General features: G+C 71.4%; 13 protein-coding genes. 3 read left to right on the top strand and 10 right to left on the bottom strand.

Going from position 1 to position 17786, the window contains the following annotated elements; all coding sequences use genetic code 11:
• Positions 1 to 38: 38 nt before the first annotated feature.
• The 3 genes from EDD92_RS40720 to EDD92_RS40710 form a co-directional block, all read right to left on the bottom strand.
• A complete protein-coding gene (locus EDD92_RS40720) occupies positions 39 to 437 on the bottom strand; it encodes a WXG100 family type VII secretion target (protein ID WP_185124283.1) in 399 nt (132 codons plus the stop codon).
• A gap of 102 nt (positions 438 to 539) precedes the next feature.
• The gene (locus tag EDD92_RS40715) at positions 540 to 1004 is read right to left on the bottom strand and encodes a YbaB/EbfC family nucleoid-associated protein (protein WP_123968921.1); all 465 of its coding nucleotides are present in this window, start codon (positions 1002 to 1004) and stop codon (positions 540 to 542) included.
• 226 nt (positions 1005 to 1230) lie between these two features.
• On the bottom strand, positions 1231 to 2628 hold the full coding sequence (locus EDD92_RS40710; protein WP_123968920.1) for a hypothetical protein: 1398 nt from the start codon (positions 2626 to 2628) through the stop codon (positions 1231 to 1233).
• Positions 2629 to 5530: 2902 nt separating this feature from the next.
• Here EDD92_RS40710 and EDD92_RS40705 point away from each other — a divergent pair.
• From EDD92_RS40705 to EDD92_RS40700, 3 genes are read left to right on the top strand one after another with little or no spacing between them, the layout of a single operon-like run.
• Positions 5531 to 6238, top strand: a complete 708-nt coding sequence (locus tag EDD92_RS40705) for a hypothetical protein (protein ID WP_123968919.1) — start codon at positions 5531 to 5533, stop codon at positions 6236 to 6238.
• Between the two features lie 30 nt (positions 6239 to 6268).
• Positions 6269 to 6412: a hypothetical protein gene (locus tag EDD92_RS50165; protein WP_185124282.1), complete on the top strand. Its 144-nt coding sequence runs from the start codon at positions 6269 to 6271 to the stop codon at positions 6410 to 6412.
• 42 nt (positions 6413 to 6454) lie between these two features.
• On the top strand, positions 6455 to 6679 hold the full coding sequence (locus EDD92_RS40700) for a hypothetical protein (RefSeq protein WP_123968918.1): 225 nt from the start codon (positions 6455 to 6457) through the stop codon (positions 6677 to 6679).
• 408 nt (positions 6680 to 7087) lie between these two features.
• On the opposite strand, the gene EDD92_RS40695 is transcribed toward EDD92_RS40700, so the two are convergent.
• The 7 genes from EDD92_RS40695 to eccD form a co-directional block, all read right to left on the bottom strand.
• On the bottom strand, positions 7088 to 7636 hold the full coding sequence (locus EDD92_RS40695) for a hypothetical protein (RefSeq protein WP_123968917.1): 549 nt from the start codon (positions 7634 to 7636) through the stop codon (positions 7088 to 7090).
• 32 nt (positions 7637 to 7668) lie between these two features.
• Positions 7669 to 7959 carry a WXG100 family type VII secretion target gene (locus EDD92_RS40690; protein ID WP_123968916.1) on the bottom strand — a complete coding sequence of 97 codons (291 nt, stop codon included), beginning with the start codon at positions 7957 to 7959 and terminating at the stop codon, positions 7669 to 7671.
• Positions 7960 to 8011: 52 nt separating this feature from the next.
• Positions 8012 to 8347 carry a WXG100 family type VII secretion target gene (locus tag EDD92_RS40685; protein ID WP_123968915.1) on the bottom strand — a complete coding sequence of 112 codons (336 nt, stop codon included), beginning with the start codon at positions 8345 to 8347 and terminating at the stop codon, positions 8012 to 8014.
• 134 nt (positions 8348 to 8481) lie between these two features.
• Complete coding sequence (locus tag EDD92_RS40680) at positions 8482 to 11790, bottom strand: right-handed parallel beta-helix repeat-containing protein (RefSeq protein ID WP_123968914.1); 3309 nt, start codon at positions 11788 to 11790, stop codon at positions 8482 to 8484.
• Positions 11787 to 14921, bottom strand: a complete 3135-nt coding sequence (locus EDD92_RS50160; RefSeq protein WP_185124281.1) for a hypothetical protein — start codon at positions 14919 to 14921, stop codon at positions 11787 to 11789. The genes EDD92_RS40680 and EDD92_RS50160 overlap by 4 nt, the downstream gene beginning before the upstream one ends.
• Before the next feature lie 10 nt (positions 14922 to 14931).
• On the bottom strand, positions 14932 to 16266 hold the full coding sequence (eccB, locus tag EDD92_RS40670; protein WP_123968913.1) for a type VII secretion protein EccB: 1335 nt from the start codon (positions 16264 to 16266) through the stop codon (positions 14932 to 14934).
• A 10-nt stretch (positions 16267 to 16276) separates the two neighbouring features.
• On the bottom strand, positions 16277 to 17680 hold the full coding sequence (gene eccD / locus EDD92_RS40665) for a type VII secretion integral membrane protein EccD (RefSeq protein ID WP_123968912.1): 1404 nt from the start codon (positions 17678 to 17680) through the stop codon (positions 16277 to 16279).
• Positions 17681 to 17786: the final 106 nt, after the last annotated feature.

The following is a 17786-nucleotide window of genomic DNA, read 5'->3' as shown; positions in this document are numbered from 1 at the left end:
GAATTGCGGGCCTTTCTAACAGAAACTACAGAAACACGTCAGTGATGCGCAGGGCCGGGGCCGCGCGAACCACCGGGCGGCTTCGCGTCCGTGGCAGGACCCGCGTGCGTGTCGGTGCCGCGCTCGAGGCCGCGCGCCGTCGCCGTCGCCTGCTCTTCGGTCTGGTGAAATCCCTTCGCCATGGTCTCCAGACCGTCAGCCGTGCTGTCCAGTACGTCGACGATGCCCTTCAGCCCGTCGATCATCTGATCCCGGGGAGTGAGGTACTGCTGTGCGAAAGCCTTCCCCATCGGGTCGTCGCCCCAGCAGTCGCCGAGCTCGTTCATGCGAGACTCCAGCTGGCTGAGGACCTGCCTCATCTGGTCGGAAAAGGCCCGCACCTGAGGGGCGTTCTTCGCCAGACGGTCGGGATCCACAGCGAAGTAGTCGGAAGACACTGCGATCTCCTGTCTCATGTCGACTCAGCGGGGAGAAATCCCTGGATTCCGGGATTTCCGGGGGGATCCGAGATCCCGGGTTTCATGGGACCCCGGGGATTCTCAGGCGAGCGGAGGCCGTGCGATCCGGGGACCGCCCGCGCCTCGGCCGGGACGGCCGTTGACGACGTACTCCTTGACCTCGTCCGCCATGGCGGGCGTCTCAGGCAGCAGTCCGCCCAGGTCGGCCTTGCCCTGCAGCAGTTCGGTGGCGGAGATCCCCTCGGGAAGATGACCGGACAGCACCTCGGCCACTTCCGCCATGGCGGTGGCCCGGGCCTTCTGGATGGTCGAGACGAGCATCTGCGAGAGCTCCACAGGAGCCATGCGCTTGTAGGCGCCGGTGGGGAAGTCGATCGCGGTCACCTCGCCCTGCGAGTTTACCGTGACCTTCAGCGCCTGCCGGGGAGCCGTCACGCTGGCCTTGACCTCACGCATCCTGCGCTGCAGTTCGCCGATCTGCGCCCGCTCCCTGCGATACGCGCCCAGCAGCTCTTCGATGTGCTGGTCGTAGGGACTACTTGGCACGTTGCTCCTCTCCCACCTGCTGTGACGCACTCCGTGTCGATGGGAGCGCTCCCCGCGCCTGTCGCGCAGATTCGATGAGAGACAGGAAACATGCCCCTCCCGGAGTGCGGAGAACGATTCGGCCGACGATGACCCGAAGGACACCGACCTCTGCCCCAACGGCCAGATGCGGAGGAGGCGGCGGGTGATCCGGGCGCGCTCCGCCGCACCGTCACGGCGCTGAACGTCAGCCGAGCACGTCGGTCTGGTCGGGGACGGCGCCCCAGGAATCGGCGCCCTGCCTCAGCAGGTCGGCGATGCCGTGGCTGCTCTTCGCCTCGCCGCCGTCCTCCTCCGTGTCCTCTGCCTCCTGCTCGTCCTCGTCCTCGTCGTCGGGCACCTCCGCGGTGCTGAGCAGCATTCCGGCGTACCCGGTGACCGGCATCGGTGGCTGCTCGGCCGCCGCGGTCTGGGAGCGGTCGGGCCGCCAGGTGGCCAGGCCCGGACCAGTGACAGGCTCGGCGGAGATGCTGTCGGAAGCCGGGGGCTGCGGGAAGCCGAGCCCGGCGGCGAAGGCCGCGCCGTCCTCGTCGCTCCACCCCGGCTCCTTGGCCTCGGCGACCGCGCCTTCCTCCCGGTGCTCGTCCTCGTCGTCGCCGATCCGGTCCTGGGACCCGACGCCGTCCTCGGACCCGACGCCGTCCTCGTCGCTCCACCCGTCGTCGTCGCTGAGGACGTACTTGGGCAGAAGCTCGTCCTCCTCCTCGCCCTCGGTACGGCGCCCGCCGAGCGCCCACAGCGCCGCGGGGTCGGAGGCCTCCCAGGCGCTGGTGTCCTCCGCGGCCTCGACACCGCGAATCACCGCGACGCGGTCCTCGGCGAGCTCGTCCGACGGCGCGGACTCGGTGCCGCGGAGGGTGGCCCCGCCGGCCGGGGCACCGTGCGTCTCGCTCGGCAGGTCCTCGATTCCGGGATCGGCCCAGCCCTTCTCCGTCTCCCCCATCAGTCCGGAGGAGTCCGAACGCTCGTCGCCTCCCCGAGGGGCCCCACCGGACATCCCGTACGGCGGCATCATGCCCCCTCCCTGGGCAGCCTCTCCCTCCGATACCGCGGCCGCACCGAGACCGGCCTCCGCGGCGCCCTGCTGCGTGCCGGCCACCGCCTCGCCCTCGGCGGGCACCGACGCCCCGGCGACGCCCACGCGCGCGGCGGTGGGCAGCGGCCCCGGACGCATCGCGGGGGGCTCGTCCACGCCGTCCTCCTGTGTCGCCGGTGGCACCGGCGGTGCCACCGGGGCCGGCTGAGCGGCCCCGGTCGGCGTGCCGGGCAGAGGAAGCAGAGCGGGAACGGGCACCCCGTCGTCATGCTCCTCCTTCTTCTTGCTGGGCGCGTGCATGCCGGCACCCGTGGTTCCGGGAAGCGTCACACCATCAACCCCGGCCTGCGGCGACACGGTCCCACCGGTGCCCTGGAGCACCAGTCCGGGACCGCCCGCGGACGCCCCTCCGGACGGGGCGGCCTCGCCGTCGCCGCGCACATCGCCGTGCGGATCCGCCCACGGCTCGACGCCGCGTACCACCAGTCCGGAGGCATCCGAACGGTGCTCCTCCTTCGACGCACCACCAGCACCCGGCGCCATCGGCATGAACGGCATCCCCGCACCAGCAGCAGCACCGGCCCCGTCAGGAACACCTGCCGGGACGGGAGTCCCGCCCAACGACGAGCCACCGGTGCCGGTGCCTGTGCCACGCAGGCCGACACCGCCCGCGCCACCATGCCCCAGCGAGTCGGACGGCACGGGAGAAACAGACACCTGCGGAACCGACCCGCTCGGCACCGACATGTGCGCCCCGGATCCAGCGGGCAGCGCCCCTTCAGGCAACGGCGTCACCGACCCCGACGCAGACCGAGCGGGCACCGACGCGCTCGGCTCAGACCCAGAGGACAACGACCCATCGGGCAACGACACCACCGACCCCGGCACGGACCCAGCGGGTACCGACCCCTGCGACACAGAGCCGGAGGACAACGCCCCCTCAGGCAACGGCGCCACCGATCCCGGCACAAACCCGCCAGGCACCGCCTCGTCCGCCACAGACCCGGAGGACAGCAACCCATCGGGCAACGGCGCCACCGACCCCGACGCAGACCCACCCGGCAGCGACACATGCGAAACGGATCCAGCGGGCAGCGGCGCCACCGATCCCGGCACAAACCCGCCAGGCACCGCCTCGTCCGGCACAGACCCGGAGGACAGCAACCCATCGGACAACGGCGTCACCGACCCCGGCTCGGACCCAGCGGGCACCGACCCGCTCGGCACCGGCCCAGCGCCCGGGCCCGGCATCACCAGCCCAGGCCCACCTGCAACAGCACCCGCGGTCGGCGACACCTCACCCGCCACGGGCGACACGGCACCCTTACCTGCCCAGGGCTCAACCCCACGCGCCACCAACCCGGAGGCATCCGAACGGTGCTCCTCCTTCGACGCACCACCAGCACCCGGCGCCATCGGCATGAACGGCATCCCCGCCCCAGCACCAGCACCGGCACCAGCACCCGTACCCACACCGGCACCGGTCCCCTCCGGAACAGACCCCAGACCGGCAACCCCGCCCAACGACACACCACCAGCAGCACCGCGCACCCCAACACCGCCATGACCCAACAAGTCAGCCGGCAGGGGAGAAGCAGAGACCTGCGGCACAGACCCCGAGAGCACCGACACGCCCGGCACGGATCCCGAGGGCAACGACCCACCCGGCACCGACACATGCGGCACGGATCCGGCGGGCAGGGACCCCTCAGGCAACGGCGCCACCGACCCGCTCGGGACCGACCCAGCGGGCACCGACGCATGCGGCACAGACCCGGGGGACAACGACCCATCGGGCAACGGCGCCACCGACCCCGGCGTCGAAGCGTGCGGCACAGACTCGGCAGGCAGCGGCATCACCAGCCCAGGCCCGCCTGCAACAGCACCTGCAGTCGGCGACACCTCACCCGCCACCGGCGACACCGCACCCTTACCCGACCACGGCTCAACCCCACGCGCCACCAGTCCGGAGGCATCCGAACGGTGCTCGTCCTTCGGCGCACCACCAGCGCCCGGCGCCATCGGCATGAACGGCATCCCCGCCCCAGCACCAGCACCAGCACCCACACCGGCACCGGCCCCCTCCGGAACAGACTCCAGACCAGGAACCCCGCCCAACGACACACCACCAGCACCAGAGCCGGCACCAGCACCGCGCACCCCGACACCACCCACGCCACCATGACCCAACAAGCCAGCCGGCAACGGAGAAGCAGAGACGTGCGGCACAGACCCCGAAGGCACCGACATGTGCGGCACGGATCCGGAGGGCAACGACCCACCCGGCACCGACACGCCCGGCACAGCCCCGGGGGACAACGACCCCTCAGGCAACGGCGCCACCGAACCCGGTACCGACACGCCCGGCGCAGACCCGGAGGGCAACGACCCACTCGGCACCGACACATGCGAGACAGACCCAGCAGACAGCGCCCCTTCAGGCAACGGCGCCACCGACCCGCCCGGCACCGACCCAGCCCCCCGGCCCGGCATCACCAACCCAGGCCCACCCGCAACAGCACCCGCCGTCGGAGACACCTCACCCCCCACCGGCGACACCGCACCCTTACCCGACCACGGCTCAACCCCACGCGCCACCAAACCGGAGGCATCCGAACGGTGCTCCTCCTTCGGCACACCACCAGCACCAGACGCCATCGGCATGAACGGCATCCCCGCCCCAGCACCAGCACCGGTCCCCACACCAGCACCCCGCACCCCGACACCACCCACGCCACCATGACCCAGCAAGTCAGTCGGCAACGGAGCAACAGACACAGGCGGCACGGATCCGGCGGGCAACGACCCACCCGGCACCGACACATGCGACACAGCCCCTGGGGACAACGACCCCTCAGGCAACGGCGCCACCGAACCCGGTACCGACACGCCCGGCGTAGACCCGGAGCCCCGGCCCGGCATCACCAACCCAGGCCCACCCGCAACAGCACCCGCCGTCGGAGACACCTCACCCCCCACCGACGACACCGCACCCTTACCCGACCACGGCTCAACCCCACGCGCCACCAAACCGGAGGCATCCGAACGGTGCTCCTCCTTCGGCACACCACCAGCACCAGACGCCATCGGCATGAACGGCATCCCCGCCCCAGCACCAGCACCAGCACCCACACCGGCACCGGCCCCCTCCGGAACAGACTCCAGACCAGGAACCCCGCCCAACGACACACCACCAGCACCAGCGCCGACACCAGCACCGCGCACCCCGACACCACCCACGCCACCATGACCCAACAAGCCAGCCGGCAACGGAGCAACAGACACGGGCGGCACAGATCCCCTCGGCACGGACCCGCCCGGCTGCGTCACCCCGCTCGTCGGAGCATGCGAGGTCAGGGACACGGGATTGATGCCCGCGAGGCCACTGCCGATCGGCAGGGTCACGCCACCCGCGTTGACACCCTGCGGGGTGGGGGCCAAGCCACCGGCCTTGCCACCCTTCAACAAACCCGACGGCATCGACGACGGAGAGCCGACCGACGGCGATGAGAGCGTGTCCTTGGTGCTGGGCGCCGTCGGCAACGTCGAACTCGGCGCAGAGCCAGGGTTGAGGACCGCGTCCATCGCGGGGTTCAGTTTCCCGGGGAAGGGTGTGGGTGACGGCATGGACGCCGGCAGGGGCGAGTTCACCGGCGCCGAAGCCAACTTGGACGACGTCACCGGCGAGCCACCCGGCAACCCCATCGGCGGCGCCCCCAGCACCGGAGAATCGACCGGCGCATCACCTGGAGCGCCCAGCGTGTCTTGCACCGGCGCCGAAGCCAATTTGGACGACGTCACCGGCGAGCCACCCGGCAACCCCATCGGCGGCGCAGCCGGCACAGGCGAGTTCAGCGGCGTACCGCCGCCAACGCCCGACGGATCCGGCAAGCCCGACGCACTCGGCGCACCGGGCAGCGCGGCCCTCCCGGGTCCCCCCAGGGAGACGGGCGTCGGGGACGGCAGCGGGGGCACGGATATCGGGGACGAAGGCCCCAGGGGCACGGATATCGGCGACGGGGACAGCGAGGGTACGGATATCGGGTGCGAGGACCCCGGGGACGGGGACAGCGGAGGCACGGATATCGGGGACGGGGACACCGGGCGGATGGTCGGCGTGGGGGCCGTGTTGATGGGGGGGAGAGTGCCGCCGCGATGACCAGGAGGCAGCGCATCGATCTTCGGCGTCGTGAGATTGGGGGCCGTACCGCTGACCGGAGACGTGATGTTCGCCGGGGAGACCTGGCCGAGCGTGCGCGTCTGGACGGAGTACTGCCGGGCCAGCGAGTGCAGCACACTGCGCATGTCGTCCGTCATCATCTTGACGATCTGAGGGTTCCGGCTGACCGGAATGAGCCCGTTGTCCATCGGCTCGATGCCAAGTTTCAGCGCCTGCTGCGCGTACCAGTGGTCGATGGTGGCGATGTTCGCCTGGGCCACCGCGAGGTTGTTGCCGGCATCGACGAGGGTCTGCGCGACCGATGCGCCCATACTGCCCCCGGACAGCGCGTTGGCACCGGACGCCACCTGCTTGGAGAAGGTCTGCATCATGGTCATGAAGGAGTCCGCCGCAGCGCCCTTCCACGGTGCGTCCTGGTGACCGGCCAGCGCGTTGGCCTGCGCGACGATGTTCTCCGAGACCATCTGCAGAACTTCCTGCACGAACTGGAACGTGTCACCCGCGTCATAGAGGCTCTGCGGGGAGACCACGCTCTCCGCCCGATGCGCGTCCTGATGGGAAGGAAGGTTCGAACCACCGACGATGACCGCTTCGATCTGTTTCCAGTTCCAGGTGTCGTAGTCGCTCGAGGACCCCATGACGGCGTTGTTGCCGAAGATCCCGGAGGTGTCCGACTCCTGGGTGGTGTTGCCGGTGTTGTAGTTCTTGCTGTCGGGTTTCCATCCCATGGCGTCCAAGCTCCCGTTCGTGCCTGTATGGGCAAACGCCTGAAGCGGCGTCAGGTAAACACACACCTGACGCCGCCCGCGGCAGCCGTACGGCTTGTTCTCATCCGCCAGTGCCCATCTTGGTGAAATCGCCCTGTGCGGACTGCATCGAATTGTTCAGATCCTCGGCCGTGATCTTGGCTTCTTCTTCGGTGGTCTTGTACTTGGTGCTCAGCTGGCGTACGCCGGTGCTGAGGTCTGCCAGACCCTGGCCGAGATCGTGGAGCATCTTGAGGTATTTCTCCTGGAGCCCCGAATCACCGTTGGCTCCGCAGGTGACCTGCCGGAGTGCGTAGCCGTCGTAGAAGGCGCCGGGATTGACCCGTGCAAGCTGCATGAGCTTCTCGTACGCCTCCTTCACCGGCCCGGCCAACTTGTCCATGTTGTCGGCGAAGAGTTCCATGGAGGGCGTGTCGACCGACGTCTTTCTTCCGCCGGCCGAACCGCCAGGAACCGCCGGCGGCGTGGGGTCGTGCTGATGCGGTTCCGATCGCGTGTGCGGCGCGTGGAACGTCGTCGGATCCCACTCCTTGGGGGTCCCGTCCTCGGCCTTCTCCTGACGCTTCTCCTTCTGCCTCTCCTCCCAGTCCCGCATCTGGGCTTCGGCCATCTGCTGCGAGACGGGGGGTACGGGGAATCCCATCAGCGGTTCCAGATGTTGACGCCGGACCTCTCACCGTCGGCGTAGTGGCCGGTGATCTGGTTCAGTGCGTTCTGGGCGTTGACGGCCTGCGTGGCCATGTCGGCGGCACCCGTGGCCCAGATGCTGCGCTGCTGGTCGAACAGGTCGCGCGCGCCGCTCTCCCACTCGACGATGGACTTCATCGTGCCGCTCTGCAGCTCCTGCAGGAAGTCGTTGATCTGACGGGAGATGGTGCCCATCTGGGTGACCGCCTGCTCGAGGCCGTCAAATTGGAGGCTGTAATCCGCCATTTCGTTCTCCTGTTCCGTTTTCGTGGAAGGCTGAAAGGTTGGTGACTGTTTCTCAGAATCCGGGCAGGCGCGGCGCGGTGATTCCGGCAGCGGCCTGCTGGGCGCGCTCGATGGTCACCTGGTTCGTCTGGTCCAACACGTTGGTGTTCTGACTCAGGGCGTTCTCCATACCGTTGAGAACCTGGATCACCTTGTTGAAGTCGGCGAGCCAGTTCTGCAGCGCCCGGTCGAATGCCTGGTAGGCCTGGCCGGTCCACACGGACTGGATGTTGCTGACCGTCGTGGACATCGACTTGTACTGGCTGTCGAAGTTGGCGACGCCATTCGAGAAGACGTTGATGGCATTCCGGAGTCCGGCAAGATCGACCTGCGTCATGTTGCCCGCCATGGAATCCTCCTGTTCGCGTTTCGCGTTCCTGGTGGAACCTTCTGCTCATACCTTCCCGAAGCGCGGTGGCGAATGGAATGGCATTCGCCGTCCCTTGCCCCCTCCACCAGCGATCGTTGCCCCGACGACTCCCGTCAGGCCCCCGCGCCCGCCCCTGCCAGGGCCGGACTGTCCTCCTGCGGAGGCTCCTGACCTGCGCCGACCGGGCCGGCGGCGTCCGGGCGGGCGGCCGGGCGGATCGCGGGAGAGTCGGCTGCGGCCAGACGTTCGGCGAACCGGTGCGCCCCGTACGCGCCCGCCGGTGGCGGCGATTCGGTGAAGTGCTCGGCGAGTGAGCCGCGCACATGGTCCTCGACCGTGAATCCACGAACGGTCAGATAGCGCAGCGAGAGCTCGGCCAGCTCCGCTCCGGAGTAGTCCACGAACGGTAGGTACTCGGTGAAACACGCGGCCAGTTCGGAGCCCGGGCGCGCGTTCAGGGTCTCCGTCAGGGCCGACTGCTCGCCACAGAGCACCAGCGCCACCTCGGTGTTGGCCGCCACGGCGGCGCACAGGGCGCCTGTCACAGCGCTGCGCTCCGCCTCCGGGCGGGCCTGGAACGCCTGGTCCAGTTCGAGCAGCAACAGCCCGCCCGCGGCCTCGTCGAAGAGGGCGGCGGCGTACGTCTCCGCCTGCTCCGGCCAGCGCGCCGGGAACGCCGAGAGAGCCTGCCGGTGCACCGCGCCCGTCGCCAGGAGGCCGTGCTCGGCGAGGCAGCGCGCGTACAGTCCGGCCACGGCGCTGCGGCCGCTCCCTTGTCTGCCCGCGAACACCAGGTTCATCAGCCCCGCGACCGGCTGGCGCTGCCGGTGCAACTCCGCGAGTCCTGCGAGGCGTTCGAGCAACGAGGTGCGGACCGCCTCCAGTCCGACCAGGTTCGCGATGCGCCGACTGCTGCGCGGGTCCGGCAGCCGACTGCGCCGGGCGCCGGGCGCGGCGGGCTCCGCCCCGGGCAGGCTTTCCACGTCCTCGTCCGTCAGACGTGTGAACTCGCTGTCGGCGGTGGGTGGTTGAGTGGCCAGCCGGGACGCCTGACGGTTGATCATCGATTCGAACAGCTGGCGGGCCACGCGGCCGTTGCCGAAGGTCGGCCCCTTGGGGATCCGCTCGAAGTAGGAGGTGAGGGCCTCCAGCGCGGGATCGGTCAGCTCGTAGTAGTGCTTGCTGCACAGGCCCCGGACGATCGTCACCAGTTCTTCGACCGAGTAGTTGGGGAACTCGACGGTGCGCGAGAAGCGTGATGCCATGCCCGGGTTGGAGGACAGGAACTGGTCCATCTGCTCGGAGTAGCCGGCGACGATGACCACGATCTCGTCCCGGTGGTCCTCCATGAGCTTCATGAGGGTCTCGACGGCCTCCTGGCCGAAGTCGGGGCCGCTTCCCTTCGCCTGGCTGGTCAGGGTGTAGGCCTCGTCGATGAAGAGCACACCGCCGATCGCCTTGGTGAAGACCTCCGTGGTCTTGATGGCCGTGGCACCGATGTACTGCGCGACGAGATCGGCGCGCGCGACCTCCACGATGTGCCCCTGGCTGAGGATGCCGAGTTCGGCGAGGACCGCACCGTAGAGCCGGGCCACCGTGGTTTTGCCCGTGCCCGGAGGGCCGGCGAATACCAGGTGTCGGCTCATCGGAGGCATGGGCAGACCCATCTCCTCCCGCCGCTGGGCCATCTTGTTGAGGTTGATGAGGCCGGTGACCTCTTGTTTGACGCTCTCCAGCCCGACCAGTGCGTCCAGTTCGGCGAGCGGTCCGGTGCCGGTGTGCTGCGCGGTCTGCGGCGCGCCGGGCTCCTGGGCGCCGTCCTGCGGCCGCTGCTTCCCCTTCGGCCCGGACTTGTCCTTCCGGTCGCCGCCGGTCAGGTTGGCGGCCGTGAACTGCGGGTTGTCCCGGAGTTGGTGCACCTGCCGGCCGCCGTTGTCCCGCACCTCGCAGTCGCGGACGAGGACGGGCTCCTCGGTGTTGGTGCGTACGCCGTCCCCGGCGTTGTCGAAGATCGTGCAGTTGCTGACCTCGGCCCGCGCCTTCGCCTGGATGTTGATGCCGTGCCCGCGGGCACTGTGCACCCGGCACCCGATGGCCGTGACCGATCCGCCGCCGGTCACCCGGACGGCGTCGGTCCCGGAGCCGGCTATCTCGCTGTCGCGCAGGGTGAGCGCCGCGCCGGTCCCGATGAGGATCTCGCAGCCCTGGAGCCTGGCGGACACCACCTCCGCGGAACCGTCGGTCACACAGATCCCGGACCCGCCGGCGGTGCGCAGGCGCAGCCCCTGGAACGTACCGGTCCCCTTCTCGGTCAGCTCGACCGCGTTCGCCCGGTCGGTGGCGATCTCACTGTCCCGCAGCGCGACCTTGGCACCTCCCGCCACCCGCAGTCCGACGCCGGCGCCCTCGGCCACCGTCAGCCGCTCCAGCTCGGCTGTGGCGCCCTCTGTCACGGCCACGGCCGCCTGGGCGGCCTCGCGTACGGCCAGTTGTCTGAGGTCGGCCGTGCTTCCGCCGTCCACGGCGACGCCCACCGACGCCTGCGTGATCTCGCAGTTCTCCAGCCGGGGCCGCGACTTGCCGGTGATCCGGACCGCGGTACGGCCCGGGGCGGCGACGTGGCACTCCTTGAGCAGCGGGCTCGAACCGCCGGCGATGTGCACCGACTCCGCGCCGGCCCCGGAGAACCGGCACCCGGCGAGGGTGATCCGGCCCTTGCCGGTGAGGTACGCGTCCACGCTCACGCTGTCCGTCACGGTGAGGCCCGACACCTCGGCCGCGCCGTTCTGCTCGACGACCAGCGCCGGCTTGCCGCTTCCGGTGATCTTCGTGTCCTTGATCTGCGCGTGCCCGTGTCCGTTGACGCAGATCCCGTTGCCCCCGGCCCGGTCGACGACGCTCTCCCGGACAGCCAGCCGCCCGCTCTCGGCGACCACGATCGACGACGATCCGGTCTCCTTCACCACGGTCCGTTCGACGGTGTTGCCACCGGGCGAGGTCACCACGATCCCGGCGCCCTGCGCCTCGTCGATCCGGCAGTCGCGTGCCACCAGTGTTCCCTGGTGCCACGCCAGGATCGCCGTCCACCCCGCGCCGGTGATCCGGCAGGTGTCGAGTGCGGCCTCGCCGCGCCGGATCTCCACGGCGGCCGTGTCGTCGTCCCCACCGGAGATCGTCAGTCCGGAGAGCTGCACGGCCTCGGCGTCGACGACGACGGCGCTTCCCGAGCGCGTGCGGATGAGCACCTCGCCCGCACCGCTCTCGGCGGTGACGGTCACCAGGCGCGTGATGACCAGCGCTTCCTCGTACGTCCCTCCGGCCACGGTGATCAGCGCGCCGTCCGAGGCTGCTCGCAGTGCCTCGCCGATGGACTGGTAGGCGCCGGGTCGGTCCCGGGAGACCAGCAGGACCTGCCTCGTCATGGCGTCGTTCCCTTCCTGGGTGGTGCTGTGTCGGCGCTCCGCCGCGATGCGCTGCGGTCGGTGAGGATCAGCCCCGGCGGATGACGGAGCGCGCCCATGGCCGTCGCCGGGAGCCGTACGGCGGGTTTGATGTCCCGCCACTCCACTGCGGCCTGCTCCAGCCGGGTGATGGCGATGTCGTCCAGCGGAAGGCGCCGCAGGTCGACGCTCCCGTCCGCACCGATCTCCGGACCCGTCAGCTCCCGCAGGAGCAGCACGCGCCGTTCCTCGTCGCGCACCCCGAGCACCTTGAAACTGGTGCCGGGCAGGTAGAACACCCGGTCGGGGACGGTCGGGTCCAGCAGCGCGGTGCGGCGCGCGGTCATCGACCAGATCATGACGTCGACGTCGCCGGGCAGGTCCGGATGCGCGGTGGTCAGCGCGGAGCAGAACGCCCACTCCGTGACGACCCGGCGCTTGCCGTACCACTGCCACTCCGCCTCGTTCAGGGTGGTGCGCAGCATCGTGGCACCCCGGTAGGAGGGCAGGCGGCGCAGCCCCGACGCCACGCAGCGGGCCAGCGGCACATGAGGGCCGACCGCCGCGCTGCGTACGGCGTTGTCGATCCGGTCGGTTCCTCCGGCCAGGTACAGCCGGACCGCGACCAGGTCGGTGACCACGTCGTCGGCCGACTGCCGGGAGCCGCCGCGCAGCCCGGGCGACTCCGACAGCACCCGGGCCACGTGGTTCGCGGCGGCGTCGTACTGCTGCTGGAACGTCCGCCGCAACCAGGTGCGCTCCTGCTCGATTCCCCGCTCCGGGAGGACGGCGCAGGCTTCGGCGGTGGGCACGGGTTGCACCCGGACCGCCGCCCCCTGTGCCTTCGGCCGCGCCGCAGGCGAGGGAGCCGGAGCCGGTGCGGGCGTCACCGAGGGGCTGGGCACCGCAGGCGCGGGAACAGCCGTCGGAGGAGGCACGGGCGCCGGGTCTGATGGCGCGCTGGGCGCCGGTGAGGTGCCCGTCGCCGGATGGTCCACGGAGTCGGGGCCCACGGTGTCCGCACCGGCGACCGGGACCGCGGCCGCACCGGCGGTGGAGACCTCCGCCGCCCCCGAAGGAACCTCGGCCTCGCCTGCGGAAGGACCATCGGTCCCTTCGGCGGGCGCGGCCCCGGAAGGCGGGGCGGACTCCAGGCGAAGGGCCCGCGGGCGGAGGGGCGTCGGCAGGGAAGGCGGCGCCTGCCCTGTGTCGCGCATCGCGGCACCGGCGGGCGTATCCCCCGAGGCGGCAGCCCCGGCAACGACAGGCGCGGGCTCGGCAGCTCCCGCACCAGACGCGGCCTCACCCACGGCAGGCACCGCCGTGGTACCCGCCCCCGCACCCACAACACCGGCCCCACCCACCGCAACATCCGGCACGGACTCCAACACCCCCACCGGAACGGAAAACGACACCTGCCCCGCCCCCGTGTCGGGCATCGCGGCACCAGCGGGCGCAGGCCCGGCAACGACAGGCGCGGGCCCAGCACCTTCCGCACCAGACCCGGCCTCACCCACGGCAGGCACCGCCGTGGTACCCGCCCCCGCACCCACAACACCGGCCCCACCCACCGCAACATCCGGCACGGACTCCAACACCCCCACCGGAACGGAAAACGACACCTGCCCCGCCCCTGCGTCGCGCGTCGCGGCACTGGCGGGCTTATCCCCCGAGGCGGTAGGCGCGGATCGGCCCATCGAGCCCGCGGTCCCCGACCCGGACGGATCCGCCCCCGGCCCCGGCGCGGACTCCGACAGCCGAACAGACCCGGACTCGCCCTCAAGGGGCGCGGCCGCACCCTGGGAGGGGGCGTGCGCGGGCGTCTCCTTCGGGGCGGGCAGCACTCGGCATGCCTCGGCGAGCGAGGGATCGAGTTTCTGCCGTACCTCTTCGGCCACCGAGCGCATCCCCTGCTCGGTGGCCGGCGTGCCCGCGTCGAAGTGGATGGCCGGCCCGCTCGGCTCGGCCGGGAGGCACTGCACGACCGCGGGGTGGGCCGAAGCCGCGCGGGGTCGCAGCCACAGTCCGCTCTGGGTCACCTCCAGCACGGCGTCGGGCGCGTACTGGTACACGCCCGTGGAAATCTCCGGCAGGCCGTCCAGCGGCGGGCGACAGCCGGACAGCACCGGTGGCGCCACGGCGCCCGTGACACCCGCGGGCCGGTAGACCAGCTCGCGTACGAAGGCGGGCGGACCGGGCGTGCCGTCCTTGCCCGGTACGCACATCCGGGGACCGTCCGTGCCCGGCTCACCGGCCGTGGGCAGCCCGGCGTAGACGGTCACCTCCTGGCCGAACCGGTCGGCCAGGTACTGCCCGAACGCCCTGCCCTCCGGCACGCCCACCGGCCCGTACTGGGCGAAGCGCACCTGTGGCCGGGCGTCGGGCGCGACGCACTCCCAGAACCGTTCGACGTCCATCACCGACAGATCCGGGCCGCCGGGGCAGCCGAGTACCACGGTGAGCCGGTCGGACTGGCAGAGCAGCAGGGCCGACAGCCGCCCGCGATGGACGTCCCGCTCGCTTTCCGGCTGGTCCGTCCGCCTGATCCAGGCACCGGCGGGAAGGGGTTCGACCGTTCCGCCGGCACTGGTCGCGAAGGAACGCGCCGGCAGGGCACCGTCCCAGTCCGGCACGGGAAAGCGGCGCGACACGCGGGGGGTCTTCCGGTGCGGGGCGAGCCGCGTCCAGGCGGACGGGCGGCGCGGCTGGAAGCCGAGCCAGCCGCAACCGGCGTCCTCCGGTACGAAGAGCACACCTCCGGCGGCGGGGAGGACCCTGCCGTCCGGAGTGAGCACGGTCCGCTCCAGCCGGTCGGCCAGAAGCTGGCCGACCCTCATGGCGGTCTCGCGGCTCGGCCGGCCGATGATCACCCGGAAGGACCGCCCACGGCGTCTGAGCAGTTTGGCGACCGACTCCCAGTCCTCGGCCGGCGGATTCTCCGGGAGGTCGACGACAACCAGTGTGTGTTCGGGGTCCTTGGCCAGTCCGCCGACGAAGGCGTGCACCCGCGGGTCGATCTCCCCCTCGGGATGGACCAGCAGCGCACCGCCGATGTCCTGGCATTCCAGTGCCGCACGGTCTGCGCCGCGCGGCCCGCGCTCGAGTTGAACCATGTCGCGCCCCCTAACCGGCCCGTGCCGGGACAGCGGCCTTGGCGGCGGTGGTGTCCAGCCTCGGACCGGTGGGCGCCAGGTCGAGCAGTTTCCGCGGCAGCGCCCGCACCTTGGCCTGGCCGTATCCGAGTGCCGCGACGGCGGTGTCGGCCAGCGGGTACTTCCTGCCGCTGTCGGTGATCAGGTAGAGCTGCGGTGTGGAGCCGCTCGTCTGCGCGGACTGCGCCGTGACCAGCAGGCCCTTGGCCGGCGGTACGTACAGACCGGAGGGCCGCGAGCCGGCGGCGACGGGCTCGGTCACGATCGAACCGCCCGTACCGCTGCCGGCCTTCTGCAGGACGCACAGCGCCGAGCCGCCGGGGCGGAAGGCCGCCCCCGACAGCAGGTCCGGCACCGCGGTCAGCAGGGAGCGGTCCTGCGAGACCGGGGCCGCCGCGATGTCGGCCGCGCTCACCTGCCGGGGCGCGCTCGCGCCGGGTGCGGCGCTGAGCAGGGCGAACCCGGTGCGGTTGACCGGAGTGAGCCCGTCCGACCGCAGCACGTACAGCTCCTGCGCCCCGGCGGCCGTGGCCTGGAACAACTGCCCCACCTTCGCGGGACGGCCGGCCACCGAGGTGCCCGTGGAGCCCGCCTTCGGGATGCGCGGGGCCGTCACCGTCCCGCCGGACGGCACCTGGGCGAGCCATGTGGAGGAGACGGCGACGGGCTGCTGGGCCACCAGGCCGAGCGCGACCAGTTCGGTGTGGGACCGCAGTCGGTACGTCCGGCCGTTCCACAGGATGTACGTGACGTGGTCCGGCCCGGAGAGCAGGATGCGCTGGTCCCGCTGGAGGGGGGTCGTACGGCCGGCGGGGTCGAGGTCCACCAGCGTGGCGGTGCCGCCGGGCGGCAGGCAGACCGCGCGGTCTCCGGAGAGGAGTTGACCCGCGGGCGGCACGTCGTCGGGTGCGCCGAGGATGCCGAGCTGCGGCCCGCGCCGGACGTCGGCCAGCGCGTCGCGGGAGACGGACACGACCTTGGCGCGGTCCCCCGCGACCAGCAGCGCGGAGGCGTAGTTGGCCATGGGGTACAGCTGCTTGCCGAGGTAGAGGTACCGGGTGCCGGTGTCTTCCTCCACGATGATGGAGCCGGGGTTGCGCCAGGCCGTGCTCGGCTGGGGGCTGATCAGGCCGTAGACCGCGCAGCCTGCGGCGAGCAGGACCGCGATCAGCGCGCCGAACTGCATGCCGAGGTTGCCCCGCCGCATGGGAACCTCGAGGGGACCCGGATCACCGGCCACCAGTGCCGACACGAGCCGGCCTGCGGCGAACCGGTGTGCCTGGACGTGATCGCGTCGATTCTGCACCGCAGCTCCCTCAGCCGGCCAGCGAACGGAAGAACGCGTACGCGCCCAGGACCTGCAGCAGCAGCGGGATGAGGGCGAGCGCGGTGCAGCCCTCGATGATCTCGCCGAGGCGTCCCCAGATGGGCCGCAGCCTCGCCCCCGGCAGGCGCGAGGCACCCGTCAGCAGCAGGGCGGCGGCAGCGCACAGCCCGAGCATCGCCGCGGCTCGGGCGGGCGCGGAGGCCGGGAGCGCCAGGGACAGCAGAACGAGAATCGGGCCGAGCCCGCCGGCGGCCACCAGCGCGATGCGCTGCCATGCGTTGGCCACGCCGCGTGCGCGCAGCAGCACCGCCACGCTGAACACTGCGGTGAACACCTTCCCCGACCAGCTCGGGACCTGAACCAGCAGTGCGGAGGCCACCGTGAAGACCACGGCGGCGGAGAGGAAGAAGACGCTGAGGTAGCCGTCCGCCACCGCGGCCCGGCGGTTGATCAGGGATTCCGGCAGTGGGTCGATGCCCTGCTGCAACTCCTCGGCGTTGTGCGGGAGTTCCACGACACGCAGTTTGGCCGCGAACAGCGCCAGTCGCGGGACGAGCGGGGCGACGGCGAACATGGCCGCCGCGAGTACCGCCGCGACCTGCGTGGCGTTCCATCCGAGGACGATCGACAGGAACGACCCGAGCTCCACCGTGCCCGCCAGCATCAGCACGGTGCCGAACACCGCGATCGGCACCCTTCCGGTGGCCAGGACCGCGGCGGCGGCCACCCCGGTGAAGGCGGCGGTGAGCAGCCCGTCCAGCCGGCCGGGGTCGAACAGCCCGGACGGGCCGGCCGCGGCGGACAGTCCGGCGAGCGCGGCGAACAGGCAGGCGCCCAGGCCGGTGACGGTCCCGATCGTCCGGTCCTGCAGTGTCCTGGTGACCACGCCGCAGCCGACGACCAGGCCCAGTGCGAGCATGCCGCAGGTGAGCGCGGTCAGCGGGGCGGGGCGGGCGGCGAGCACCAGGGCGGCGAGGGACACCAGCGCCAGGCAGGCCAGGCCGAGGCACAGCCGCCGAGTCAGCTCCGGTCGCCAGCGGTCGCGCCGGGCGTTGATCGCGGTGGCCACCGCGTCGGCCACGTCGTCGAACTGCAGCTCCGACAGCAGGTCGTCCTTCGGCCGCAGGTACAGGACGTCACCGTCCCGCAGGCCTAGGGTCTCGGGGGTGCCGTCCAGGTCCAGCGGTGCCTCACCGAGCCGCTGCAGCGCCCAGACGCTGACGAGATCGTCCTCGGTCGCCGCCTTTTTCAGCAGAACGGGCAGGAGGGTGGCCACCGTGGTGCTGACGGGCACAGCGAGGTCGATGCGACCGGAGGGTGCGCTCACGGTCAGTCGGCAGACGTCGATGTCCCCGTGCCCGGTGCGGGATGGGGACGGCGCGGCGGTGCTCATGGTTCTCCTGCGGTGCGCGGACGGGAAGACGGGGGCGGTGTGCGCAAGGGCGGTGCGGGATGCCGGCCCGGTACGGCGGGCGGGCGCCGGGCGCCCTGGGTACGGC

This window comes from Streptomyces sp. TLI_185 (assembly GCF_003814765.1).
Lineage (GTDB): Bacteria > Actinomycetota > Actinomycetes > Streptomycetales > Streptomycetaceae > Streptomyces.
Note: the sequence above shows the minus strand (reverse complement) of the source record. Positions and strands in the feature narration are given on the sequence as shown.